The sequence below is a fragment of the Pseudoflavonifractor phocaeensis genome (assembly GCF_021531815.1).
GTDB lineage: Bacteria > Bacillota > Clostridia > Oscillospirales > Oscillospiraceae > Lawsonibacter > Lawsonibacter phocaeensis_A.
Genome location: NZ_JADYUM010000011.1, coordinates 1 through 23,354, shown reverse-complemented (window position 1 = coordinate 23,354; position 23,354 = coordinate 1). Strand labels below are relative to the sequence as shown.

At 61.0% G+C, this 23,354-nt stretch carries 23 protein-coding genes; 16 read left to right on the top strand and 7 right to left on the bottom strand.

The annotated features are described in order from the left end of the window. Nucleotides 1-8: 8 nt before the first annotated feature. Both I6E42_RS08275 and I6E42_RS08270 read right to left on the bottom strand, forming a co-directional pair. A complete protein-coding gene (locus I6E42_RS08275) occupies nucleotides 9-2,093 on the bottom strand; it encodes a U32 family peptidase (RefSeq protein WP_235371446.1) in 2,085 nt (694 codons plus the stop codon). Nucleotides 2,094-2,174: 81 nt separating this feature from the next. Beyond that, complete coding sequence (locus I6E42_RS08270; RefSeq protein ID WP_235371445.1) at nucleotides 2,175-2,486, bottom strand: cell division protein ZapA; 312 nt, start codon at nucleotides 2,484-2,486, stop codon at nucleotides 2,175-2,177. A gap of 282 nt (nucleotides 2,487-2,768) precedes the next feature. Here I6E42_RS08270 and I6E42_RS08265 point away from each other — a divergent pair, with 282 nt between their 5' ends. The 3 genes from I6E42_RS08265 (at nucleotide 2,769) to I6E42_RS08255 (ending at nucleotide 5,360) form a co-directional block, all read left to right on the top strand. Further along, on the top strand, nucleotides 2,769-3,713 hold the full coding sequence (locus tag I6E42_RS08265) for a DnaD domain protein (protein WP_235371444.1): 945 nt from the start codon (nucleotides 2,769-2,771) through the stop codon (nucleotides 3,711-3,713). A 4-nt stretch (nucleotides 3,714-3,717) separates the two neighbouring features. Further along, nucleotides 3,718-4,722 carry an ATP-binding protein gene (locus tag I6E42_RS08260; protein ID WP_235371443.1) on the top strand — a complete coding sequence of 335 codons (1,005 nt, stop codon included), beginning with the start codon at nucleotides 3,718-3,720 and terminating at the stop codon, nucleotides 4,720-4,722. 212 nt (nucleotides 4,723-4,934) lie between these two features. Beyond that, the gene (locus I6E42_RS08255; protein ID WP_235371442.1) at nucleotides 4,935-5,360 is read left to right on the top strand and encodes a MarR family winged helix-turn-helix transcriptional regulator; all 426 of its coding nucleotides are present in this window, start codon (nucleotides 4,935-4,937) and stop codon (nucleotides 5,358-5,360) included. Nucleotides 5,361-5,493: 133 nt separating this feature from the next. On the opposite strand, the gene I6E42_RS08250 is transcribed toward I6E42_RS08255, so the two are convergent. Further along, nucleotides 5,494-6,483: a pyridoxal-phosphate dependent enzyme gene (locus I6E42_RS08250; RefSeq protein ID WP_235371441.1), complete on the bottom strand. Its 990-nt coding sequence runs from the start codon at nucleotides 6,481-6,483 to the stop codon at nucleotides 5,494-5,496. A 332-nt stretch (nucleotides 6,484-6,815) separates the two neighbouring features. Between I6E42_RS08250 and I6E42_RS08245 the strand changes: the two genes are divergently transcribed. Genes I6E42_RS08245 through I6E42_RS08235 form a run of 3 tightly spaced genes read left to right on the top strand, consistent with a single transcriptional unit; the run spans nucleotide 6,816 to nucleotide 9,778 of the window. After that, complete coding sequence (locus tag I6E42_RS08245; protein ID WP_235371440.1) at nucleotides 6,816-7,958, top strand: acyl-CoA dehydrogenase family protein; 1,143 nt, start codon at nucleotides 6,816-6,818, stop codon at nucleotides 7,956-7,958. A gap of 16 nt (nucleotides 7,959-7,974) precedes the next feature. Further along, nucleotides 7,975-8,763, top strand: a complete 789-nt coding sequence (locus I6E42_RS08240) for an electron transfer flavoprotein subunit beta/FixA family protein (RefSeq protein WP_235371439.1) — start codon at nucleotides 7,975-7,977, stop codon at nucleotides 8,761-8,763. A 10-nt stretch (nucleotides 8,764-8,773) separates the two neighbouring features. Then, nucleotides 8,774-9,778, top strand: a complete 1,005-nt coding sequence (locus I6E42_RS08235; RefSeq protein ID WP_235371438.1) for an electron transfer flavoprotein subunit alpha/FixB family protein — start codon at nucleotides 8,774-8,776, stop codon at nucleotides 9,776-9,778. 264 nt (nucleotides 9,779-10,042) lie between these two features. Here I6E42_RS08235 and I6E42_RS08230 read toward each other — a convergent pair whose 3' ends face one another. Then, complete coding sequence (locus I6E42_RS08230; RefSeq protein ID WP_235371437.1) at nucleotides 10,043-10,927, bottom strand: LysR family transcriptional regulator; 885 nt, start codon at nucleotides 10,925-10,927, stop codon at nucleotides 10,043-10,045. 153 nt (nucleotides 10,928-11,080) lie between these two features. Between I6E42_RS08230 and I6E42_RS08225 the strand changes: the two genes are divergently transcribed. From I6E42_RS08225 to I6E42_RS08185, 9 genes are all read left to right on the top strand, one after another. After that, on the top strand, nucleotides 11,081-12,235 hold the full coding sequence (locus I6E42_RS08225; RefSeq protein WP_235371436.1) for a mandelate racemase/muconate lactonizing enzyme family protein: 1,155 nt from the start codon (nucleotides 11,081-11,083) through the stop codon (nucleotides 12,233-12,235). A gap of 90 nt (nucleotides 12,236-12,325) precedes the next feature. Continuing rightward, entirely contained in the window at nucleotides 12,326-13,708 is a 1,383-nt protein-coding gene (locus tag I6E42_RS08220) for a sodium:solute symporter family protein (RefSeq protein ID WP_235371435.1), read from the top strand. A gap of 99 nt (nucleotides 13,709-13,807) precedes the next feature. Further along, a complete protein-coding gene (locus I6E42_RS08215; protein WP_235371434.1) occupies nucleotides 13,808-14,362 on the top strand; it encodes a nitroreductase family protein in 555 nt (184 codons plus the stop codon). Between the two features lie 84 nt (nucleotides 14,363-14,446). Then, nucleotides 14,447-15,262: an enoyl-CoA hydratase-related protein gene (locus I6E42_RS08210; protein ID WP_235371433.1), complete on the top strand. Its 816-nt coding sequence runs from the start codon at nucleotides 14,447-14,449 to the stop codon at nucleotides 15,260-15,262. Between the two features lie 91 nt (nucleotides 15,263-15,353). Continuing rightward, nucleotides 15,354-16,652 carry an acetyl-CoA hydrolase/transferase family protein gene (locus I6E42_RS08205; RefSeq protein ID WP_235371432.1) on the top strand — a complete coding sequence of 433 codons (1,299 nt, stop codon included), beginning with the start codon at nucleotides 15,354-15,356 and terminating at the stop codon, nucleotides 16,650-16,652. 196 nt (nucleotides 16,653-16,848) lie between these two features. After that, nucleotides 16,849-17,745, top strand: coding sequence for a DMT family transporter (locus tag I6E42_RS08200; protein ID WP_235371431.1), 897 nt, complete (start codon nucleotides 16,849-16,851; stop codon nucleotides 17,743-17,745). 107 nt (nucleotides 17,746-17,852) lie between these two features. Further along, a complete protein-coding gene (gene lspA, locus I6E42_RS08195) occupies nucleotides 17,853-18,347 on the top strand; it encodes a signal peptidase II (RefSeq protein ID WP_235371430.1) in 495 nt (164 codons plus the stop codon). Continuing rightward, entirely contained in the window at nucleotides 18,322-19,230 is a 909-nt protein-coding gene (locus I6E42_RS08190; RefSeq protein ID WP_235371429.1) for an RluA family pseudouridine synthase, read from the top strand. Before lspA ends, I6E42_RS08190 begins: the two co-directional genes overlap by 26 nt. Before the next feature lie 121 nt (nucleotides 19,231-19,351). Further along, a complete protein-coding gene (locus I6E42_RS08185; protein WP_235371428.1) occupies nucleotides 19,352-19,813 on the top strand; it encodes a helix-turn-helix domain-containing protein in 462 nt (153 codons plus the stop codon). 35 nt (nucleotides 19,814-19,848) lie between these two features. On the opposite strand, the gene I6E42_RS08180 is transcribed toward I6E42_RS08185, so the two are convergent. Both I6E42_RS08180 and I6E42_RS08175 read right to left on the bottom strand, forming a co-directional pair. Then, nucleotides 19,849-20,508: a helix-turn-helix domain-containing protein gene (locus I6E42_RS08180; protein WP_235371427.1), complete on the bottom strand. Its 660-nt coding sequence runs from the start codon at nucleotides 20,506-20,508 to the stop codon at nucleotides 19,849-19,851. Between the two features lie 140 nt (nucleotides 20,509-20,648). Further along, nucleotides 20,649-21,077, bottom strand: a complete 429-nt coding sequence (locus tag I6E42_RS08175) for a CBS domain-containing protein (RefSeq protein WP_235371426.1) — start codon at nucleotides 21,075-21,077, stop codon at nucleotides 20,649-20,651. Between the two features lie 157 nt (nucleotides 21,078-21,234). On the opposite strand from I6E42_RS08175, the gene I6E42_RS08170 reads away from it, so the two are divergent. Further along, on the top strand, nucleotides 21,235-21,999 hold the full coding sequence (locus I6E42_RS08170) for a M23 family metallopeptidase (protein WP_235371425.1): 765 nt from the start codon (nucleotides 21,235-21,237) through the stop codon (nucleotides 21,997-21,999). Between the two features lie 37 nt (nucleotides 22,000-22,036). Here the strand turns inward: I6E42_RS08170 and I6E42_RS08165 are convergent, their stop codons facing one another. After that, on the bottom strand, nucleotides 22,037-23,098 hold the full coding sequence (locus I6E42_RS08165; RefSeq protein WP_235371424.1) for a flavodoxin family protein: 1,062 nt from the start codon (nucleotides 23,096-23,098) through the stop codon (nucleotides 22,037-22,039). Nucleotides 23,099-23,354 lie beyond the last annotated feature (256 nt).

Sequence of the window (23,354 nt, the reverse complement as noted above, 5' to 3'; positions counted from 1 at the left end):
CGGGGACGTCACTCCACGTCCCGGTAATAAAGTCCCCGGGTGTAGTCGCTGGGCTGGTAATTGCCCCGGCCCCGGTAGCGCTCCAGTACCCGGACGCACTCCGGGGCGGACTCGGTGGTGAACATCAGCCGGGCGCCCCACAGCCCCAGCCGGGCGTAGTCGGCGGACTTGTCCGCCAAAAACAGCTTTTTGGCGTTGAGGATCTCGTTCCGGCAGCCCCAGGCCTGCACCACGGGGAACCGCTCTCCCTTCCGGTCGGTGAGCAGATTCACGTTGCCGCAGGTATGCTGTCCGGTGTGGTTGTGGATGATACAGTTTTCGGTGATCATCAGGGGCAGGTGGCCGTAGGCGATGAACTCCAGGGGAATGGCCTTGGACAGGTCCCGGATCTGGGCCAGCTTCAGCTCGAAGGAGGCGGTGGCGGCTGTGAAGCCCAGCCGCTTCAACTCCTTGACGGTCTGGCTGTTGTACACCCCCAGGCCGTAGTCTCCCCGGACCCGAAAGCCCAGGCGCATGGCCCGCCGGGCCACCCCCAGGGTGCCGGCCAGGGCCTCCTCCACGCCCAGGTCCCGCAGGGCCACCAGATGGGCCTCCAGGGCCTGGGTCTCGCTGTCGGAGCAGATCCGGGGCAGCAGGGCGGCCACCGGGACCCCGGCCTTTTGGCACTGTTCCACCACGTCGGGGTGGGCGGCGCCCTGGTCGGCGGGGAGATATAGCAGAGCGGGCTTCAGAGCCAGCAGCTCGTCGCTGACCTGCCCCGCCTCCCGCACGGATACGGTGAGGACGGGGGGCTGCTTTTGATTCTCATAGCGCACCCCGGGGTGGAAGTCCTCATGCCTCCGCTGGGGCGGGAGCACCCGCTGGGCGGACAGCTCCTCCAGAGCCTGCCGCCGCAGATTGTTCAGGGCGGACAGGGGGAGGGACAGGCCCTCCTCCACCTTGGCCATCACCTTTTCGCAGCCGTAGGGGGTGCCTCCGGTGCGGGAGAGCTGGCCCTCCACCTTCTCCCGGGTGAGGGGCACGTTCCGGGCCTCCTCGGGTACGGGACCCTCGGCGTGGACCACCCGGCCCTCCTTGTCCTGGACGGCGATCTGGGCGGGCTGGCCCTTTTCAATGAGGGCGTAGATCCGCACCGGCTCCTTCCGGTACTCTCCGTTTTCATAGGTGGCCCGGGCCTGGGCGTACAGCTCACGGGGCTCCTTCTCCTCCTGGCGGGTGCCGAACATGTCGGGCCCCTTCTGCCCCAGGTAGTAGCCCTGGGTGAAGCCCTGGCGGGAGAAGGCCTGCTCCAGCTGCTGGAGCTCCTCGGCAGTGGGCTCCCGGCCCTCCCGGAGGGCCCGGGCATAGATCCCGGTGACGATGGCCACATATTCGGGCCGCTTCATCCGGCCCTCCAGCTTCAGACAGGCCACTCCCATGTCCTGGAGCTCCTTCAGGTGTCCGGCCAGGGACATGTCCTTCAACGACAGGGGGTATTCGTTGGCCTTGGCCCCCCAGCCGTATTTCAGCCGGCAGGGCTGGGCGCACAGGCCCCGGTTGCCGCTGCGGCCGCCGATGACGCTGGAGAAGAAGCACTGGCCGGAGTAGCACATGCACAGGGCCCCGTGGCCGAATACCTCGATCTCGATGGGGGAGTGCTGACAGATATAGGCGATCTGGTCCCGGCTCAGCTCCCGGGACAGCACCACCCGGCTGATCCCCAGGTCGGCGCACAGCTTTACCCCGTCCAGGGAGTGGACGGTCATCTGGGTGGAGCCGTGGATGGGCAGGTCGGGCACCGTCTGGCGCAGCATCCGCATGACGCCCAGGTCCTGGACGATGACGGCGTCCAAGCCGATGGCGCTGGCGTGGGCGGCCACCTGGGCGGCCACCTCCAGCTCCCGGTCAGTGAGCAGGGTGTTCAGGGTCAGGTGGACCTTGCACCCCCGAAGATGACAGTAAGAAACCGCCGCCGCTGCCTCCTCCTCCGAGAAGTTCTTCGCGTTGCGGCGGGCGTTGAAATTTCCGTATCCGAAATAGACCGCTCCCGCGCCGTTCTGAACGGCGGCGGTCACCGACTCCATGGAGCCGGCGGGGGCAAGAAGCTCCAGCATGGGACACCTCCGGGATAGAATAAAAGATGGGGTGCCCGGCTCAGCCGGGCACCGGCCTTGTGTAACAGGCAGACTTTGTGGTTATTTGCGGTTTTGCAGCTTGAAGATCTCCCGCTTGGCCTCGGACAGCTCCATTTTCAGCCGGTTGGCCTCCTCCAGGTTGTCTTTGATCTGGCGGCGCAGGTTCTCGGCGGCCTCCTGCTCCTTGAAGTACTGGTCGGCAATGTTCATGGCCGCCAGTACGGCGGCGTCCGCCTGGGAAAGGCGGCTGCTGTTGATCTCCCGGAGCTGGGCGTCCACATGGGAAGCGCACTTGCGGACGTAGGCCTCGTCCTCCACGGCGACCATGGTATAGTCCCGACCGGCAATGGTGACCACCACTTTGTTTTTCATCGGAATGCCTCCCCCTGTTTTCTCTTTTTCGCGTCCATGGACGCAAGCATCCAACTTAATCCCCATTATAACACAGTCCCGCCGGTTTGAGAAATAAATAATCCATGAATTTTGCGGTTTTCCGCCCCGGTTTTGCACGGAAAGGAAAAACGGCGGGACGCGGGAGGCGGGAAAGACCGGGGAGAAGTGCCGCAACGGATTTTCCCTGTTTACGCCGGGGGAATTTTGCGGTACAATAGAAAAACTCAGATAAGGGCAGAGAAAGAGAGGAGGCGGTGCCCCGTGGCCCAGACGTTGCTCCCCGGAGAGGTGCTGGCCATGACCGGACAGGCGGCGGACCGGCTGGTGAAGCTGGACAGCGGCGACGCCGCCCTACTGTACATATGCCTGCTGCGCCACGGGTCGGCAGACCGGCTGAACTGGCCGGAGCCCCGGCTCCGAGCGGCTCTGGATGGGCTGAAAAGCCAGGGCCTGGCCCCGGCGGAGGTCCCTCTGGCCGATCCGGCTCCCCAGGAGACGCCGCCCCCGGACTACGCCCTGGAGGACATCACCGCCGCCCTGTCTGACCGGGCCTCCACCTTCCCCGCCCTGTGCGACGAGGTGGAGCGGCGGCTGGGGAAAAAGCTGTCTGCCAACGACCTGAAGACCCTGTACACCCTTTACGACCACCTGGCCCTCCCCGCCGAGGTCATCCTCATGCTGGTGGGCTGGTGCACCGAGGAGATGGAGCGGAAATACGGCCCGGGCAGGAAACCCTTCCTGTCCCAGATCCGGAAGGAGGGCTTTGTCTGGGCCCGCCGGGGCATCGACACCATGGAGCGGGCGGAGGCCCACATCCAGCGGCTGACCCAGCTGCGGGGCCGGGAGGCGGAGGTGCTCCGTCTGCTGGACATCCCGGCCCGGCCCCTGGTGGACCGGGAAAAGACCTATATCGCCGCCTGGGACGATATGGGCTTCGACGACGAGACCATCCGCATGGCCTACGAGAAGACCGTGCTGAAAAAGCGGTCAATGGACTGGGGCTATATGAACGGCATCCTACGCCGCTGGCACGAGAAGGGGCTGCACACCGCCGCCGCCGTCCGGGCGGGGGACCGGGACCCCAGGCCGGTGCGGGCAGGAGGACAGGCACCCCAGCCTGTCCCAGCCCAGGAGGAGCAGCGGGCCCGGGAGGATATGGACCGGATGCGCCGGCTGATGGAACAGATGAAACGGGAGGAGGGCTGACCCCATGTCATATGATCCCAATGTGCTGCGCCGGGCGGTGGAGCGCCTGGAGAACGGCCGGAGGGCCCGGTCAGACCAGCTGGAGCGCCGCCGGGCCGACGCCTACGCCCGGGAACCCCGTCTGGCCCGGCTGGACCGGGAGCTGCGGGGCACCATGTCCCAGTTGATGGCCGCCGCCCTGCGCCAGGGGGAGAGCCCCGCCCAGGCGGTCCTGGCCATCCGGAAGCAGAACCTGGACCTGCAGCGGGAGCGGGCGGTGCTGCTGGGGGGGCTGGGGCTGCCCGAGGACGCCCTGGATGACAAGCCCGCCTGCCCCCTGTGCGGGGACACGGGCTGGCGGGGGGCCAAAATGTGCGCCTGCCTGCAAAAGCTGTGCACCGAGGAACAGATCAAGGAGCTGTCCAAGCTGTTGGACCTGGGCGGCCAGTCCTTTGACACCTTCCGCCTGGACTACTACAGCATGACCCCCTGGCCCGGCAAAGGGACCTCACCCCGGGAGAACATGGAGCTGGTCTATGAGGTCTGCCTGAACTACGCCCAGAAATTCGGACGATTTTATTTCAAAAACCTGTTCCTGTCCGGCCCTCCGGGGCTGGGCAAGACCTTCCTGTCCGCCTGCATCGCCCGCACCGTGTCGGAAAACGGCTTCTCCGTGGTCTATGACACGGCGGGCAACGTCTTCGCCCAGTTTGAGGCCCGGAAATTCCTGCGGGACAGCGACGACGGCCGGGAGGCCCGAGACGAGACCCGCCGGTATCTCAACTGCGACCTGCTGATCCTGGACGACCTGGGCAGCGAGCTGACCACCCAGTTCACCCAGTCCGCCCTGTATGAGCTGGTGAACACCCGGCTGGTGGCGGGGCGGTGCACCGTCATCTCCTCCAACCTGTCCATCACCGAGGCGGCCCAGCGCTATGCGCCCCAGATCGCCTCCCGGCTGGAGGGGGAGTACCACGTCCTCCATTTCTTTGGGGATGACATCCGGCTGCTGAAAAAACGGCGGATGTAAAACGGAGTCCATACCGGAACATGGGATAAGAATCCAGATTCCGGCCGGCGCCGCCGAGGGATCCTCCCACTGAAGCCAAAAAATATATCCAAAACGGAACAGGATATAAAAGGGATTGTGGGAGATTTGCATAGGAAAAGGCGGAAAATCCATTGACATAAAACGGAATCCACGTGTAAAATGGGAGATACCAGATTGTGGGAGGATTTAGCGTGGAACTTTACGAGTGTATCAATTTTATTCTGAACAGCACCCAAAACGCCGTTCACATTCACTTCAAGGAGAAGCTCCATCCTTTTGACGTGACTCCGATCCAGTATTCTCTGCTGAAGTGCCTTTGGGATACGGATATGCAGACGCCCACCCAGTTGGCCCAGACCCTTCAGATCGATACCTCTACCGTTACGGGACTGATCGAACGGATGGAGCGGAAAAAATTGGTGACCAGAATGTACAGCCAGGAGGACCGCCGGTCTGTTCTGGTTTGTCTGACGAAGGAAGGCAGCGCGCTGCAGCCGGGCATTGAACAGGCGATCCAGGAGGCAAACCTTGAGGTGACCCGGGGGATAAAGCCGGCGGAGTTGGCCAAATTCAAGCGTCAGTGTACCCTAATCAAGGAAAATGCCCGCCGGAATTAAAGCTACATACCCTCGATGAACACAGGGTGACCAGATTTGAGCGCATAAAACAGCAGGGCATGGCCGTTCCGGCAATGCCCTGCTGTTTGATTTACAGGTAGAGAAGGTGCGGGGAGGTCCCCGGAGGGGCCGGTCACGAATACTGGGCGTACAGGGAACCGATCCCGCCGGTATGGAGGAAACAGACATTCCCGGAGACGCCGCCCCGCCTGATCTCCGTCTCCATCCCCACCAGGACCTTGCTGTTATAGATGTTTTCGGACAAGATGCCCTCCATGCGGGCCAGGCGCAGGACCTCCTGTTCACTGTCCGGGGTGTTGCAGCCCCAGCCCGCGCCGCGGAACTCCTCCGTGACCCGGCACAGCGCCTCCGCGTCCGGGGGCGGCGCCACCCCCAGCAGCTTGGCGCTCTCTCCCATGATCTTGTTCAGGTGGGCGCAGGTGTCCCGGTAGTCGTATTCCACGCTGACCACCACGATCCGGAAGGGGGAGCCGGCCAGGTAGTTGCCCAGGACCAGTCCCGAGGCCACGCCCCCGTTTCCGGCCGGGACGTAAATGGTCATCCCCTCCAGTCCCATGGCGGCGCACTGGCCCATCAGCTCGGGGACCGCGTTCACGTAGCCGAGGGCGCCCCGGCCGGTGGAGGCGCCGTTTTGAATGACGTAGGGCCGGCGTCCGCGGCGCCGCGCGTCGTCGCACAGGGCCTGGACCGCGTCGGCGCGCTGGCTCTGGGAAACCGGACCCAGATAGTGGACGCCGGCGCCCAGCAGCTCATTGAGCAGCAGGTTTCCGGTGGGCGTCTGGGGGCGGTCGCCGTTGACCACGATTTCACAGTCGAGCCCGGTTTTGGCGCAGGCGGCGGCGGTGAGGGTGCACAGGTTGGATTGGAGCGGACCGGAGACAAACACCAGGTCGCAGTTCTGCTCCCTGGCCTCGGCCAGAAGGTATTCCAGACTGCGGATCTTGTTGCCTCCCGGACCGATCCCGTTCAGATCGTCCCGCTTGATATAAATGCCGGGAAATTGCAGGTCCTGTTCCAGCCGGCGCAGCCGGTGGAGCGGAGTGGGGAAAAGGCCGATGTCCAGCCGGCCCACGGAGCGCAGGCAGTCAAGTCCCTCCATCATGTCATCTCTCCTTTGTCGGTACTGTGTGAATTATAGCAAGCCGTTTCCTCTCTTGGCAAGGCGTCCGCTGGAGGAGCCGGAAAGATGCGCCTGGTTTAAAATGAATAAATAGTTGCAAAAACTAGAGTATTTGCATGAAAAGATGAATCAATTGGCGTATTTTGTCAAAATATAAAAAAAGCAAAGCCAAAATTGTGCTATGTGACAAAATTAACAATGCACTCGATTAAAGCGGAAAAATGTGTTGACAAATAATTTGCATGCAAGTAAAATAAGGCCATCAACAAGATACTCCGGTGACAGTTTGCAGATACTTGTTTTGGGAGGTAGTTATGGACTTTAAGCTGAGTAAGGCGCATCTGCTGCAGCAGGAACTGTACCGCAGATTCGCGGAGAACGAGATCCGTCCTCTGGCAAGAGAGATGGACGAGACCGAGCAGTACAATATGGAGCTTCTGGCCAAGATGCAGAAGTATGGGTTCTTTGGGATCCCGTACAGCCGGGAGTACGGCGGGGCCGGGGCGGATTATCTGTCCTACGCCCTGTGCATGGAGGAGATCAGCAAGCAGGACGCCAGCAGCGGCATCACCATTTCGGTGCATACCTCCCTGTGCTGCTCCTGCATCAACGATTTCGGCACGGAGGAGCAGAAGCGTAAGTACCTGACGCCGCTGATCAACGGCAGCAAGATCGGCTGCTACGGTCTGACCGAGCCCAACGCCGGCAGCGACGCCGCCGGCCAGCAGACCGTGGCTGTCCGGGACGGTGATGACTACATCATCACCGGTTCCAAGGTGTTTACCACCAACAGCGGCTTTGCGGATACCTTCGTGATGTTTGCCCTCACGGACCGCGCCCTCGGCACCAAGAGCATGACCGCTTTTATCGTGGAGCGGGACATGCCGGGCCTGACCGTCAGCGCCGACATTCCCCGTATGGGCATCCGCGCGGCCAGCAACTGCGTGGTCACCTATGACCACGTCCGGGTGCCTGCCGCCAATGTGCTGGGCAAGGAGGGCCAGGGCTTCAAGATCGCCATGAAGGCCCTGGATGGCGGCCGTATCGGCATCGCCGCCCAGTCCGTGGGTATCGCCCAGGGCGCGCTGAACGAGGCCATCAAGTATGTGAAGGAGCGCAAGCAGTTCGGCCGTCCCATCGCCGCCTTCCAGAACACCCAGTTCAAGCTGGCCGAGATGCAGACCAAGATCGACGCCGCCCGGCTGATGACCTGGCGTGCCGCCGTGGCCAAGGACAACCATGAGAACTACTCTGTTTACGCCGCCATGGCCAAGCTGACCGCCTCCGAGGTGGCTAACGAAGTGACCCGGGGCTGCGTCCAGCTGCTGGGCGGTTACGGCTTCACCCGTGAGTACCCGGTGGAGCGCATGATGCGCGACGCCAAGATCACCGAGATCTACGAGGGTACTTCCGAAGTGATGAAGATCGTCATCTCCGGCTCCATGAAGCTGAAATAAGGAGGGCGCTGAAGAAATGAAAATCGTTGTTTGTATCAAGCAGGTGCCCGACACCGCTGAAGTGAGGCTGGACCCCAAGACCAATACCCTGATCCGTGACGGTGTTCCCAGCATCATCAACCATGACGACAAGACCGGTCTGGAGGCTGCCCTCCGGATCCGTGAGCAGGTGGGCGGAAGCGTCACCGTGGTCTGCATGGGTCCCCCCCAGGCCGACGTGGCCCTCCGGGAAGCCCTGGCCATGGGCTGTGACGAGGCCGTTCTGGTCAGCGGCCGGGAGTTCGGCGGCTCCGACACTTACGCCACCGCTACCATCCTGGGCGCCACCCTCCGGAAGATCGGCTTCGATCTGGTCATCACCGGACGGCAGGCCATCGACGGCGATACCGCCCAGGTGGGCCCCCAGATCGCCGAGCAGCTGGGGATCCCCCAGGTCAGCTATGCCGAGGGCGTGGAGGTCCAGGGAGACAGCCTGGTGGTCAAACGGCAGTTTGAGGACCAGTACCACCTGCTGAAGGTCAAGACCCCCTGCCTGATCACCGCCCTGAGCGAGCTGGCGGAGCCCCGGTATATGAGCGTGGGCGGCATCGTGGACGCCTACAACAAGGAAGTCAAGATCCTGGGCTTTGACGATCTGAAGGACGATCTGAATCCCGCGTGGATCGGCCTGGCAGGTTCTCCCACCAATGTCCGCCAGTCCTTTACCAAGCAGGCGAAGACCAGCGGCACCGTGCTGAGCGGCCTGTCTGCGGATGAGGCAGTGGACGCGATTATGGCGAAGCTGATCGAGCGCCATATTATTTGAGGAGGCAGCTATGAGCAAGGATATTTTCGTAGCGATTGAACAGCGCGCCGGGATGGTCCAGAAGGTGAGCATCGAGTTGCTGGGCGAGGCCCGCAGACTGGCCGCTGAACTGAATGAGCAGGTGGTTGCCGTCCTGATGGGCAGCGGCGTGGCCGGACTGAGCGACATGCTGTGCCACTATGGCGCGGACAAGGTGCTGGTGGTGGACCACCCGGTGCTGGAGCACTATACCACCGAGCCCTATGCCAAGGCCATGACCCATGTGATCCATACCTATGATCCCGACATCGTGCTCTTCGGCGCCACCAGCATTGGACGTGACCTGGCCCCCCGGGTCGCCGGCCGCGTCCACACCGGTCTGACTGCCGACTGCACCAGCCTGGCCATTGAGGAGGAGTCCAAGCTTCTGCTGATGACCCGTCCCGCCTTCGGCGGCAACATCATGGCCACCATCGTCTGCAAGGACTACCGTCCCCAGATGGCCACCGTCCGCCCCGGCGTCATGCCTCTGCCTGAGAAGGACGAGAGCCGGACCGGCGAGGTGGAGCTGGTGGACGCCGGACTGTCCATGAGCGACATGAACGTGGAGATCCTGGAGATCAACCGGAACGAGAAAAAGAGCGTGGATATCACCGAGGCCAAGATCCTGGTCTCCGGCGGCCGCGGCGTAGGCGGGCCCGAGGGCTATCAGCCCCTGCGGGAGCTGGCCGACGTTCTGGGCGGCGAGGTGTCCGCTTCCCGTGTGGCGGTGGACAGCGGCTGGATCGAAAAGGACCGGCAGGTGGGCCAGACCGGCAAGACCGTCCGCCCCAACCTGTATATTGCCTGCGGCATCTCCGGCGCCATTCAGCATCAGGCCGGTATGGAAGGCTCTGAGTATATTGTCGCCATCAACCTGGACGAAGGCGCTCCCATGATGAAGCTGGCCGACCTGGGCGTTGTGGGCGACCTGAGCGTGATCGTGCCCAAGCTGACCGAGGCCATCAAGGCCTACCGGGCGAAGCAGGCAGTTTAATTTACAGTTCTCTTCTCTTTCTCTTGGCTGGCCAATCCTCACAGTGTATCCGAGTAAGACAAAAGAGCGGCGGAGCGGTCTCACCTCTCTCCGTCTAAGCAAGTTTCCGCTCCGCCTGTCGAAGGTTCCCTTCTCCCCCCTCTTCCCTTTGACAAGTTCTTGGGCTTGGTGCACTGTGAGGGCTGGTCAGTTCCAACAGATGGAAAGTAGTATTCTATTCCTCATCGCCAACGCGCTAAATTGCTAGCGCGGGAAAACGTCCTTTTACAGCTGCTGGGACAAGTAGTCCGCCAGATCGGCGATCACGGGAGCCATGGGATGGCCCTTTTTGGAAATGGCCGTAACTGTGTATGGGAAGAAGGGCTCCCGGAAGGGAAGCGCCTTCAGATCGGGAAACTGGGGCAGGAAGACGTCGGAGAAACACCCCTGGATCGCGATCCCCAGGCACTGGTCGGAGTGGCAGGTCTCGTACATGTACAGCGTGTCGCTGACCAGGGTGATGTCAGTGGGCGGGAAGTTGTTTTCCCGGATAAAGTCCTGGATCTGGCGGTAGATCATGGGATTTGCGCAGAAGGCGATGTGTTCCCCGGCCAGGTCGCCGGGTTCCGCGTAATCTTTTTCATAAAGCGGGTGTGTCCGGGGGACCAGAAGGACCCGGTCCCAACTTTTCAGCGGATACTGGTTGTATTCCTCCCCGGCGTCGTAGTCGGAGAAGGTCAGCACATCCAGCTGATCGTTTTCCAGCAGCCTCAGCCCTTCCAGAGAGGGGTATTCCTTGACCTGAAGGGTGATCTGGGGATATTTCTTCTGAAAATTCTGCCAGATGCTCCTGCTGGTCAGATAGCGGGTGGCGGCGGCCAGACCGATGCGGAGCTGCCCGTTCCCCAGCTGGATAAATTCGTTCATATGGGATTCCAAGGCGGCCATGGCCTGCAGTACTGGCTGGGCGCTGCGGAACAGCTCCGTCCCCGCCGGGGTAGGGGCGACCCCCTTGTGGCTCCGGGTGAATAAAGGAACCCCCAATTCCGTTTCCAACAGGCTCAGGGCGCGGCTCAGCGCCTGCTGGGAAATATACAGTTCCTCCGCGGCCTTCAGCAAGTTGCCGTTCTTGTAGATCGTGACAAAGTAAGTCAACTGCCGGATCGTCATTTTGAGGACCTCCTCTGTAGATTTACGTTGTACATTATACAACAAAAAATTGTAACAGTACAAAGAAAGAAGTGTTTTTCATCGAAAAACTCTTTTGCTACAATATCAGCAAGTTCCGATCATCCGGACAAACTGTTTTTAGGAGGAAGCGCAATGAAAATCACTGACATTACCTATGATTGTGTAGAAGTCCCCTTCCCGCAGGAATTCCACCCCACGTGGTATCCCGGCAAGACGGAGAAGGGACAGGTCATCTTTGTGGTCAGGGTCCATACGGATGAGGGCATTACAGGTTACTCCTGTATGGAGGCGCCTCACGGGATCCTGCGTATTGTGTGCGAAACCATGGAGTACGCCAAGACCTTTGTGGTGGGCGATTCTCCTTTTGATATTGAGAAATTGATGCTGAAGCTGCGGAATGTGGCCCGGATCGCCACCCGCCCCTGGGTCATTGAGAACGCCTGCTGGGATATCATCGGCAAGGCGGCCGGCCTACCGGTGTACAAGCTGCTGGGCGCGGCCCGTGACCGTATCCCGGTATATGCCGCCTGGGGCGAGATCCGCTCCAAGGAGCAGCGGAAGGAAGACGCCCATCGCCTGGTGGAAATGGGCTTCAAGGCGGTAAAGCTGCGCTTCTCCAGCGAGAAGATGAAGGACGACATCGCCATCATCGAAAATGTGCGGGAGGCCATCGGCGACAAGCTGGAGATCATGGTGGACGCCAACCAGGGCACCGCCTGCGAGCGCAACAACAACGGCTTCCCGCCGGTGTGGAGCTACAGCCGGGCACGGGATACCGCCCGGGAGATGGAGCGGCTGGGCTGTACCTGGCTGGAAGAGCCCCTCTGGCGCTATGACTTCGACGGTCTGGCCCGGCTCAACGACGAGGTGGAGATCCCCATTGCCGGCGGCGAGATCAACATCGGGATCCCTGATTTCAAGATCATGCTGGATAAGGGGTGCTATGATATTCTGCAGCCCAACTGCACCATGAGTACCGGCATCAGCTATATCCGCAAGATCGCGGCGTTGGCGGACAGTTACGGCAAGATCGTCAATCCCCACGCCTACATCCCTGGTATGGGAGTGCTCCAGAGCATGCATCTGGTGGCTTCCTATCCCAACTTCACCTGGCTGGAATATCCCTGCGATCCTCCCACGCTGACGCCCCAGGCTTTCCAGGGCGTGCTGAAGGAGAACTTCCTGGTGGACAAGGCCGACGGCTGCATCCCCATGCCGCAGGGACCGGGCTTCGGAATCGACATCGACGAGGACCTGGTGAAGAAGTACAGCATTCTGAAGGGATAAGAAGGAGGTGTGCTATCCGCGCAAGCGGTTTTTAGATAGATAACACACGGAGAGAGCAAAAAAACAATGGGAAAACTGAGGAGGTAAATTATGAATACGTTAACACTCAGCGTCATCGTTCTGATTGTCTACATGGTCGCGATGATGGGAATCGGCTACATAGGTCGCAATACATCAAAAAATTTCGAAGAGTTCGTCACCGCCGCAAAAAAGGGCAGCTTTCTGATGGTTTGCGGTTCTTACATGGGTTCTCATATCGGCAACGGAGTGGTGGTCGGCGGAGCTGAAAACGGTGCCAATTACGGACTGGCCGGCGTATGGTACGGAGTCGGAGCCTGTCTGAGTTATCTCGTCTTTGCCATGGTCATCGCCAAGAAACTGTACCGCACCGACAGCCTGACCCTGTCTGAATGTCTGGACAAGCGATACGGCGGCCACATCACCGGTACGATCTTCGCCGTGATCAACTGCGGCGCCGCCATCAGCATTATGGCCGGCCAGATCACCGCCGGCAAGAACCTGTTCTCTTACCTGGGGCTGAATCCCATCCTCGGTGTCTGCCTTGTGGGCCTTGCGGTGTTCATCTACGCCTCCATGTCCGGCCAATGGGGCGTTATGATGACCGACGTGATCCAGGTCGCCGTCATTGTTGCCTGCACGCTGATCTCCATCGCCTATATGCTGGGCAACGGCGCCTTTGACGTGATCCACGCCGCGTTGCCCGCCGGCAGCTGGAACCTCTTTAACATGGATTTTGAAGTTATCATTATGAACGCGATCCCCACCATGCTGTTCGGCCTGATCTCCGCGGCCTCGTTCCAGCGCAACGTCTCCGCCAAAGATGAAAAGACCGCTGTTCGCTCCGCGTTCTGGGGCGGTGTCCTTCTGCTGCCCTATGTGTTCCTGCCCGTGCTGATCGGCATGTACGGCCGCGCTTTGTTCCCCGACGCCGCCGCCGGCAGCATCATCTTCAAGGTTATGCTGGAAGTCTTCCCGCCCTTTGTCGGCGCGCTGATGATTGCCGCTTTGATGGCCGCTATCATGTCCACCGTGGACTCTCAGCTGATCTATGTGACCGCTTCCATCACCAAAGACATCTATTTGCAGTTCATCAACAAAAACCCCAACGAGAAAAAGCTGGACCGCCTGGCGAAAGTCATTACCTTTGCCGCCGGTTTGATCACCCTGTATGTGGCTCTCGGCACCACCTCCATCATTAAAATGCTGTCCTATGCCTATACCTTTATGTGCGCCGGTACCCTGGTCATGTTCGTCGGCGGCATTTTCTGGAAGGGCGCTACCAAGCCCGGCGCGGTGGCAGCTTCGGTGACCGGCATCTTCTTTGTGTTCCTGAACAAGTTCTGCGGCATCGCATTCCCCTATGCCTCCATTTTCCCCATTCTTCCCTCCGCGATTGCATTTGTCGTGGTGAGCTTGTGCACCCAGCCGAAAAACGCGGAAGCCGCCAAGTAACCAGCGTCCTTTTTGCCGTTCCAATTCGTATGTATTTTCCGGCAGCCCGCGGCGGCCCAGCCGCCGCGGGCTGCGGAACGGCACAGAAAAGGAGGATTTATGAAAGAAATCTTTGAGCGCACCAGTGTGCGCCAGTATACCCAACAGCCGGTGGAGCGGGGAAAAATAGAGGCGCTGCTCCGGGCGGCCATGTGCGCCCCCTCCTCCGGGAACGAACGGCCCTGGCACTTCATCGTGCTGGAGCGGCCGGAAGACTTTTTACCCATCATGGAGATCTCACCCCATGTGGAAATGCTGAAACAGGCAAAGTGTGCCATCTTGGTCTGCGCCGACACGACGCAGAAGAAATACCGGTTTGATTTTTGGCCCCAGGACTGTTCCGCCGCCACGGAAAACCTGCTCATCGAAGCGAAACACCAGGGGCTGGGCGCCGTATGGTGCGGGATCTATCCGGACGAGGAAAAAATCGCGGCCCTGCGGGAACTGTACCGCTTCCCCGACTATGTGGAAGTGTTGGCGGTGGTCCCGGTGGGGTATCCGGCCTATGAGAGGCCGGTCAAAGACCGTTTCAAAGCGGAACGGGTCCATATCGGCAGTTGGGAGCGGGTGCTGCGCCCGGGTTCCTCCTACACTGCCCCCGAATTTGCTGACTAATGGCAGGGGGTACACTTCTGCCATTTGAGGAACCATATATCATCTTTACCTAATATTTTAATGAGACGAAAGGGAGCTATTATCATGAGTGAAGAAGTGCTGTTGTACGAAAAAGTCGGCAAAATCAGCAAGGTCATCCTGAACCGCCCCAAGGTTCGTAATGCGCTAAACAGCGTACTGATGGAGAACTTCGGCGATTTTATCCGCCGTGCTGACGCAGATCCCGATACCAACGTGATCGTCCTCTGTGCCGCCGGCGAGAAAGCTTTCACTGCCGGATTCGATTTGAAAGAGAGCATCGGTTCTCCGATCGTTGAGGTCCCCGCCCGCCGGGAGAACAGCCTGATGGAATTGAATACCCTGCGCACGATATGGGAGGCCAAGAAGCCGGTCATCGCTTCCGTTCAGGGTTACTGCATCGGCGGCGGTGTTTGGTTCGCATTTATGAGCGATTTGGTGGTGGCGGCAGATAACGCCCAGTTCAGCGAGCCCGAGCTGAAGTACTCCTACGCCAGCGATGTGCTGCCCGAGCCTTGGAAAATGTCCATGAACCGGGTCAAGCAGTTCCTGTTCCTGGGCGACTTCTGGTCCGCTCAGGATATGAAGGAGGCCGGCGTGGTCAACTTCGTGGTGCCCGCCGACCAGCTGGAGGCCAAGACCATGGAGATCGCCAACCGTCTGGCCGACATGCCCGCCGAGGCCATGCGCATCCTGAAGTATGAGATCAACCAGAGCTATGAGATCATGGGCATGCACCAGGCTCAGAAGTTCGCCGCCGAGATGTTCAACCTGTGCCGCATCAACCAGGTCCAGGAGCAGGCTGAGTTCAACAAGATCGTCAACGAGCAGGGTCTGAAGGCTGCCATGGCCTGGAAGGCTGAGCAGGAAGGCAAGAAGTAATAGAAACAGATTCGGGGAAGGGGATTCCTGCTCCAGGGGATGGCCTCCGGAGGGATTCCCCTTCCTTTCTGATGTATAGGAGGAGTGCAAAATGGCACTTTGGCAGGAAGAATTCAAAAAGAAATGTATCACCGCCCAGCAGGCCGCCGATATGATCAAGAGCGGCGACCGCATCATGACGGGCAACCGGGACTGCCGCGCCGTATTGCGTAAGCTGGTGGAGCGGAAGGACCTGGAGGACGTATTCTATTACGAGCCCATCACCAACTTTATGCCGGACGCCCCGGGGGTGGGCGAATGGTTCCACCCGGCCACCAGCTTTTTGAACAACAGCACCTATCAGCTGTTTGACGAGAAGCGGGTGGACTATATCCCCGGCGAATACTGGCACTGGAACAAGATCGCCTCCACCGCCCTGAAGTGCAACGTCGCCTTCCTGGAGGTCACCAAGCCCGACGCCCACGGCTATATGTCCATGGGCACCTGCACCGACTTTGTCCGCAAGGCCTGTGAGGACGCGGACCTGGTCATCGTGGAGACCAATACCAACTACCCCTTCATCTACGGCAGCAACCTGATCCATGTCAGCGAAGTGGATTACATCGTGGATGAGGACGCCGAGAACTATCTGCTCCAGGGTGCCGAGGTGGATATGGGCGAGGAGAACGCCGACACCTACCGCACCATCGGCGGCTACCTGTCCGAGCTGATCCCCGATGAGGCCACCATTGAGGTGGGTCTGGGGCGCCTGAACGCCGCCTCCCTGATGTACCTGGAGAACAAGCGGGACCTGGGCGTCCACACCGAGGTGTACGGCGAGATCCTGATGCTGCTGACCGAGCGGGGGATCGTGACCAACCGGGCCAAGAGCGAGAAGAAGGGTAAATCCGTGTTCACCCAGGTGGTGGGCCCCAAGCGCCTGTTTGATTGGCTGGACCACAACCAGGGCGTGGAGCTGAACAACTGCCAGGAGGTGCTGAACCCCGGCGTCATCTACCGGCAGCACCGGATGACCGCCATCAACAACGCTGTGGAGATCGACCTGATGGGCCAGGCCAACGCCGAGTTCCTGAAGGGCAAGCAGTACAGCGGCATGGGCGGCATCTGCAACTTCGCCTCCGGCGCCGCCGCCAACCTGGAGGGCAAGTCCATCGTGGTGCTGGAGTCCATTACCAAGAACGGCAAGTTCTCCAAGATCACTCCCTGCTTCAAGCCCGGCACCCCCGTCAGCCTGCCCCGTACCGTCATCGAGTACGTGGTCACCGAGCAGGGCGTGGCCAAGCTGGTGGGCAAGAGCCCCGCGGAGCGGACCAAGGCCCTGATCCAGGTGGCCCATCCCAAGTTCCGGGACGAGCTGACCTTCAAGGCTAAGGAAATGGGGCTGCTTTAAACACCGCAGCAGAAGTACCAAGGCGTCCGGAGCCCTCCGGACGCCTTTTCCATGTACAACGGAAAGTTGTAGCGGTATCAAGAAAGAAGTGCTTTTCTTGAAAAACTCCTGTGCTACAATGACAGGTGGAGCAGATTGACTTGGGGGCCCCGCGTTCCCGTGCGTGGGAGAAGGGACTCCGTCGAGGTGGAAAACCATGAGGTTAAGTGAACAGACAAAGGGAGAATTGAGCATCTTGTTCTGCCAGGTCTGCCTGGGACTGCGGTTTGTGAGCGTAAAGGCCATCTCCGGCATCTACGCCCCCAGTTTTATCACCGGGGCCCGGTTCCTGATGGGCGGTCTGGTCCTGTTTGCGGTCATGTGCCGTAAGATCCGGTGGAGCGCCGTTACGCTGCGCCGGGGCTTTATCATGGGCTGCATGCTGGGCGTGGCCATGTGGCTTCAAACTTGCGGCCTGCAATTCTCCTCCGCCAGCAAATCGGCCTACATCAGCTCCGCCTCTGTGGTGCTGGTGCCGCTGCTGAACTGCCTGCTGTTCCGGGTCAAACCCGGCTTCTGGCAGGGGGCGGCGGCGCTGATCTGCTTCACCGGCGTGGTGGTGATGACGGTGCACTTCCCCTTTTATATTGAGTGGGGAGACGGGATCCTGCTAATGGGCGCCTTCATGTCCGCATCCACCTCCATCTATTCCTCCCGCAGCGTGCGGACACCGGGGACGGACTCCACCGGACTCAGTGTGGTCCAGATGACCACCATCGGGGTGCTTTGGCTGCTGCCCACGGCGGTCACCGGGAGCTGGCCCACCTGCTTTGAAGTGAAGCCGGTGCTGCTGCTGCTGTACAGCGGACTGATCGGCGCCGGATTGTGCAATACCCTGGCCATCTCCGCCTACCGGGTGACCACCGTCAACCGCAGTTCCCTCATCGTCTCCACCCAGCCGGTATTTGCCACCCTGTTCAGCATCCTGTTCCTGGGGGAGCGGCTGAGCTTGCGGCTGCTGCTGGGCGCCGCCATGGTCTTCGGGGCCACGCTGCTGACGATCTTTGCCAGAAAGCCCGCCCTTCCGGCGGCGGGAACGGGGACGAAGGGATAAAAAATTTCGGGGGAAAGGGTCTTTCTCTGAGGGACGGGATATGTTACAATAAAGAAAAAATACCCGCTGCGACAAGCGGAGGATACCCGGCTGCGGAGGAACGATCCATGCCCTATGTCATTCTTACTCTGGTCCTGGTGGCTCTGGACCAGTTGGTGAAATATCTGGTCCTGCAGAATATCCCCCTTGGGGGCCATGTCCCCTTCATTCCCTACCTCATGGAGCTGACCTATGTGCAGAACACCGGGGCGGCCTTCTCCATTTTCTCGGAGCACACCTGGCTGCTGGCCCTGGTTTCCCTGGTCATGTCCGTGGTGCTGGCCCTGGCCCTGTGGAAAAATTTTTTCCGCCATCCCCTGGGGAAAGTCACCCTGACCCTGCTGCTGGCGGGGGCCGTGGGCAATCTCATCGACCGGGCCTTCCGGGGGTTTGTGGTGGATATGTTTAACGTGCTGTTTATGAATTTTGCCGTCTTCAATGTGGCGGACATCTGCGTGGTGGTGGGCGGCATCGCCGCCGGACTGTACTACCTGTTCCTCATGGACAAGCTGGAGCCCAAAGCGGAGGGAGAGCCCCATGGAGACCTTAAGGCTGACCGCTGACCGGGCGGGGGAGCGGGCGGACGCCTTTCTGGCCCGCTGCGTCCCCGGCCTGACCCGGTCCGCCGCCCAGCGGCTGCTGGAGGAGGGGGCGGTGACCCTGGGGGGCCGCCCGGTGAAGAAGAACTACAAGACCGCCCCCGGCAACGTGCTGGAGGCGGTTCTCCCTGACCCGGAGCCGGTGGCCATCCTGCCCCAGAATATCCCCCTGGACGTGGTGTACGAGGACGCCGACGTCATCGTGGTCAACAAGCCGGTGGGCCTGGTGGTCCACCCCGCCCCCGGCCATCCCGACGGCACCCTGGTCAACGCCCTGCTCTACCACTGCGGGGACTCCCTGTCCGGGATCAACGGGGAGCTGCGTCCCGGCATCGTCCACCGCATCGACCGGGATACCTCCGGCCTCATCATCGCCGCAAAGAACGACAAGGCCCACCTGGCCCTGGCCGCCCAGCTCCAGGACCACTCCCTGGCCCGGGTGTATGAGGCGGTTGCGGTGGGCAATCTCCGGGAGGACGCGGGCACCGTGGACGCCCCCATCGGCCGACACCCGGTGGACCGGAAGAAAATGGCCATCGACCGTAAAAACGGCCGCCCCGCGGTGACCCACTGGTCCGTCCTGGGCCGCTACCCCGGCTATACCCATGTGGAGTGCCGCCTGGAGACGGGGCGAACCCACCAGATCCGGGTCCACCTGGCTTCTATCGGACACCCCCTCCTGGGGGACGTGGTCTACGGCAGCAAAAAGCCCTGGCCCGGTTTGGCGGGACAGTGCCTCCACGCCCGGAAGTTAAGGTTTGTCCACCCCTCCACCGGGAAGCCGGTGGAGCTGGAGTGCCCCCTGCCCGACTGGTTTGAAAAGGTATTGAAACAGATCGATAAATAAAGAATTGGGCTTCCGTACTGGCGGAGGCCCAATTTTTTGACTAAAAGGCGGGGCAAATATGATTTGCTTGAGCAATTCGCACCCGTCTGGTAGGATAGAGGAAGAAACAGGAGGGAGTTCCATGAATGAGATCGCTGCCAATATCAAGAATTTGAGGAAAGAGAAGGGAATGTCCCAGGAACAGTTTGCCCAAGCGCTCCATGTGACCCGGCAGACGGTGTCCGCATGGGAACGGGGACTGTCTCTGCCCGGGCTGGATACCCTGGGACAGATCGCTCGGGTACTGGAGGTGGAGCCGGAACGACTGCTCTATGGAAAAGAGAAGGGGAAACAACTCCGGTACCATCGGGTGTCCTATTGGCCGGTGCTGGGAGTGATTCCGGGGGGATATTGTGGAATCGTGCTGCTCGGCACAATCTTTGGGAGATTCCTCGGCGACGGCGACGCTGCGATTTTGCTTTGCGGCCAGATATTGCTGGGAATGTTGATCGTCTTTTGTACTTGTCTGATCCTGGACGAGATCCGCAACCGGGAGTATTACGAAAAAAACTATGAGGACTTTGAGGAAGATCCAAAGAAATAGGACAGCAGGGCGCGGCCATCGGCCGCGCCCTGGTCTCAAATGATCGACGGGTCGTAAAAAACATTGTACAGGTCGCTGACCACGATGTCCTTGTCTCCGAAGGAGAGCTGAATATAGAGGTCTCCGCTCAGCGCCTCACGGTGCAGGCAGTCCGCGGACAGGAGGAGGGAGACGTTTCCGTCAGAAATGCTCTTCGTCAGCAACAGCTCGGTGTCCTCCATGGTCTCGCTCCCGGCGGGGGTGAAAAAAAGCTTGGCGGTGTCCGGGGTACCCTGTGTCCAGTCGATGAGGAGACTGTCTACCTTGGCGGTGTTGTACCAGAGAGCCTCCGAGAGGACCTCCTCCTGGTTTTCGTCGTAGAAACGCACGTGGATGGTGCGGGACTCCGGAGCGGGCTGCGTTTGGGTTGGATTGCCGCCCGGGAGCAGCCACGTCCCTAGGAGCGCCGCCAGCAGCACCGCCGCCGTAATCCAGCCCCCGATGGTCAGGCCGCGGAGGGCGGGCCGGGGTTCATCGCCGGGCATATCCAGGGAAAACAGGGCCCGGAGGGCGGCCCGGTTGGCCCCTTGGGGCTGGGCGGTGCCGCTCTCCCATTTGGAGACAGCCTGGCGGCTGACCCCCAGCTGCTCCGCCAGCTCCTCCTGGGTCATGTTTTGCGCCTCCCTCTGTTGTTTGATCTGTTCACCAAGTGTCATGGGGATGCTTCCTTTCTGTCGTGTGATTCCGGCCGGTGAGGCCAGTTTACACGCAACCGGGGTTGCAATCCACCATTTTTTCGCAACTTTTCGGTTGCGGAGCAAAAAGAGGTCCCGGAACTGTGGTTCCGGGACCTCTTTTACCGTATGACCACATTTTCCGAGATTTCGCTCAAAGCTTGAGCGGCCTCCATGTCCATCCGGTGGCTGCGGGCCAGGTCTCCCAGGGAGATCATGCCCACCACCTTGCCGCCCTCCACCACGGGCAGCCGCCTCACCTGCTGGACCGCCATGACCCGGCTGGCCTCCCGGCAGTCGTCCCCGGGAGAGACGGTGGCGCAGTTCCGGGTCATGATGTCCCGGACCATGGTCTGGGCCGGGTCCTCCTCCGCCGCCACGCACCGCAGCACGATGTCCCGGTCGGTGACCACCCCCCGCAGCCGCCGGTCCTGGGAGCACACCGGCAGGGCCCCCACGTTGTGCCGGCTGATGAGCCGGGCGGCCAGGGCGGCTGAGGAGGTTGGCTCGATGGAGACCACGCTGGGGTTCATCAGATCTCTGACTTCCATAAAACATTCCGCCTTTCCGGTCAAATGTGTGCTGAGGAAATTTTGCCCGTGGAGCAGGGCCTTTATTCCCGGAAAGAGGGAACAGGAAAATTTTTGCCCGCGGCGTATAACTGCCTCCCGGCTTGTCCACAATAGAGGGCACGGAGGTGGTTTTTCTTTGAAGAACCGAAGATTGATTGAAAAACTGGGCGATTTCGTCCTGGGAAAGGGCTTTTACATAGTCCTTTTCCTGTGTGTCGCCACCATAGGAATTTCGGGCTATTATGTGATCCGAACCATGAATCCCGCCGGCGAAGCGGCGGAACCCGCCGGGGGCGATACCTCGGTGGTCCTCCCCGACTCGGAGGCCAACGGCCCCGATCCGGTGGGCACCATTTCTCCGGAACCGGAGGAGAACACCCAGACCGCCGGGAAGGCGCAGGTGGAGGTGCCCGCGCCCAAGGATGACCCTGAACCGGTGAAGAAACCCGCTCCGGCGGACCAGCCGGAGGAACCCAAGAAGCCTGCGGCCCTGGTCTTTACCTGGCCGGTGAAGGGGGAGGTGCTGCGGACCTTCAGCGTGGAGACACTGGCGCTGGACCCCACGCTGGGGGACTGGCGGACCCATGACGGGCTGGACATTGCGGCGAGCCAGGGGACAAAGGTGCTGGCCATGGCGGCGGGCACGGTCACCCAGGTCTATGACGACGGCCTCATGGGCACCACGGTGGTGGTGGACCATGGGAATGGCCTGACCACCCTCTACGCCAACCTGGCCCAGCAGCCCACGGTGAAGGCAGGAGACGCGGTGGAGACCGGGACCGTCCTGGGCACTGTGGGCAGCACCGCCATCGCGGAGAGCAGCATGAATGCCCACCTCCATCTGGAGGCCTGGGACGACGGGGTCCCGGTGGACCCTGCGGACTACCTGCCGGAGAAATGAAGTAAAAAGGGAGCCTCCCTCGGGAGGCTCCCTTTCCTTATGGCGTGAGCAGCGTATCCTGAATGTTGTGGGCGAAACGGTCCAGCCGGTCCTGAATGCCGGGGAGGGTCAGGGCCTCGCCGGGGTCGTTGGCCGTTTCCATCAAAGCGAAGCGGCCGGGGAGATAGAAGGATTTGTTCATATTCAGGGCGGAGATCAGCTGCCGGGCCACGATGTCCCCCCCGGAATAGCCCGATACTACCAGAGCGAACAGGGCCTTGTCATAAAACCGGGTCTGGCGGAACAGGGCGGTGAGCCGGTTGATAAAGGCGGTGAGGTTGGCGGATAGAGCATCGTTGTAGTTGGGACACAGCATCACCAGCCCCGCGCACCGGCGGACAGCGGGATAGACCTCCTCCTGCATCAGTCCGCCGTAGAAGCAACCCCCCTTCTCGCCGAAGTGGAGGCACATGGTGTAGGGACAGCCGGAGCAGTCGGACAGGGTGCCGTTGCGCAGGCCGATCTCCGTGAAGGTGAACCGGTCCCCCAGGCGGGTCCTGACCTGCTCCCAGAGCTGCATGGTGTTGGAGGTGTGGTGGCTGGAGGCGTGGAGGACCAGCAGCTTCGGGGCGTCCTGCCTGGGGAAAGATTCCTCCTCCAGACGCCGGACCAGGTCCCGGGCGGCGGCCCGGTAGGCGCCCATCAGATTGGTATCCAGGTTCTTGGCCTGGATGCGGAAGTTGACCAGGGAGCCGGTGCCCTCCACCAGGGGCCGGCCCACAAAGGCACAACCCGCCAGGTTGGCCGCCAGGGTGAGTTCGGCGGCGGCAGATTTGGTGTACAGGGGGGAGGCCCCGTCCACGATCAGCCCGGCGGTGCAGCCCTCCAGTAATCCGGGATCCAGGCGCAGGCGGGAGAGCATTTTCACATACTCCAGGTTGGTCCCCGCGTCCCCCAGAGCCAGGGCGAACAGGAGCTTCTGTCCCGCCAGACCCTCCAGCTCCCCGGCGGTGCGCAGGACCCGGACCGGGCGGCCCTCCAGGGCGTGGCGCAGGATGCCCGACAGCCGCTGGTCGGCCCAGCCGGCGTCAGGGTGGGGATAGATCACAGTCAGGGACATTACGGTCACCTTCTTTGTTGATGTGGTAATGATATGATAAATTTTCGTTTATAGGGGCAAAGGAATTTCGCCCCCCAGGCTGCCTTCTCTTGCCCCTTCGGGGCAATTCACCTCGAAGATCGCTGGGGGAAGGGCTACACAGTCAGGAACCACGCCGCACAATTCGGAAACTCAGGCGCCGGAGGTCGACGGTTGCTCAAATCCAAGTTTCCCCGACCCAGGGCCGAAGGCCCGGATGGCGGGGCAGCAAAACCAG

What these genes read in the sequence shown, in the direction of transcription:
- I6E42_RS08190 (WP_235371429.1), top strand. Translation starts at nt 18,322, where the DNA reads ATGGAGACCTTAAGGCTGACCGCTGACCGGGCGGGGGAGCGGGCGGAC.
- I6E42_RS08175 (WP_235371426.1), bottom strand. Translation starts at nt 21,077, where the DNA reads ATGGAAGTCAGAGATCTGATGAACCCCAGCGTGGTCTCCATCGAGCCA.
- lspA (WP_235371430.1), top strand. Translation starts at nt 17,853, where the DNA reads ATGCCCTATGTCATTCTTACTCTGGTCCTGGTGGCTCTGGACCAGTTG.
- I6E42_RS08205 (WP_235371432.1), top strand. Translation starts at nt 15,354, where the DNA reads ATGGCACTTTGGCAGGAAGAATTCAAAAAGAAATGTATCACCGCCCAG.
- I6E42_RS08235 (WP_235371438.1), top strand. Translation starts at nt 8,774, where the DNA reads ATGAGCAAGGATATTTTCGTAGCGATTGAACAGCGCGCCGGGATGGTC.
- I6E42_RS08240 (WP_235371439.1), top strand. Translation starts at nt 7,975, where the DNA reads ATGAAAATCGTTGTTTGTATCAAGCAGGTGCCCGACACCGCTGAAGTG.
- I6E42_RS08260 (WP_235371443.1), top strand. Translation starts at nt 3,718, where the DNA reads ATGTCATATGATCCCAATGTGCTGCGCCGGGCGGTGGAGCGCCTGGAG.
- I6E42_RS08185 (WP_235371428.1), top strand. Translation starts at nt 19,352, where the DNA reads ATGAATGAGATCGCTGCCAATATCAAGAATTTGAGGAAAGAGAAGGGA.
- I6E42_RS08250 (WP_235371441.1), bottom strand. Translation starts at nt 6,483, where the DNA reads ATGATGGAGGGACTTGACTGCCTGCGCTCCGTGGGCCGGCTGGACATC.
- I6E42_RS08200 (WP_235371431.1), top strand. Translation starts at nt 16,849, where the DNA reads ATGAGGTTAAGTGAACAGACAAAGGGAGAATTGAGCATCTTGTTCTGC.
- I6E42_RS08180 (WP_235371427.1), bottom strand. Translation starts at nt 20,508, where the DNA reads ATGACACTTGGTGAACAGATCAAACAACAGAGGGAGGCGCAAAACATG.
- I6E42_RS08230 (WP_235371437.1), bottom strand. Translation starts at nt 10,927, where the DNA reads ATGACGATCCGGCAGTTGACTTACTTTGTCACGATCTACAAGAACGGC.
- I6E42_RS08215 (WP_235371434.1), top strand. Translation starts at nt 13,808, where the DNA reads ATGAAAGAAATCTTTGAGCGCACCAGTGTGCGCCAGTATACCCAACAG.
- I6E42_RS08275 (WP_235371446.1), bottom strand. Translation starts at nt 2,093, where the DNA reads ATGCTGGAGCTTCTTGCCCCCGCCGGCTCCATGGAGTCGGTGACCGCC.
- I6E42_RS08270 (WP_235371445.1), bottom strand. Translation starts at nt 2,486, where the DNA reads ATGAAAAACAAAGTGGTGGTCACCATTGCCGGTCGGGACTATACCATG.
- I6E42_RS08165 (WP_235371424.1), bottom strand. Translation starts at nt 23,098, where the DNA reads ATGTCCCTGACTGTGATCTATCCCCACCCTGACGCCGGCTGGGCCGAC.
- I6E42_RS08245 (WP_235371440.1), top strand. Translation starts at nt 6,816, where the DNA reads ATGGACTTTAAGCTGAGTAAGGCGCATCTGCTGCAGCAGGAACTGTAC.
- I6E42_RS08225 (WP_235371436.1), top strand. Translation starts at nt 11,081, where the DNA reads ATGAAAATCACTGACATTACCTATGATTGTGTAGAAGTCCCCTTCCCG.
- I6E42_RS08210 (WP_235371433.1), top strand. Translation starts at nt 14,447, where the DNA reads ATGAGTGAAGAAGTGCTGTTGTACGAAAAAGTCGGCAAAATCAGCAAG.
- I6E42_RS08220 (WP_235371435.1), top strand. Translation starts at nt 12,326, where the DNA reads ATGAATACGTTAACACTCAGCGTCATCGTTCTGATTGTCTACATGGTC.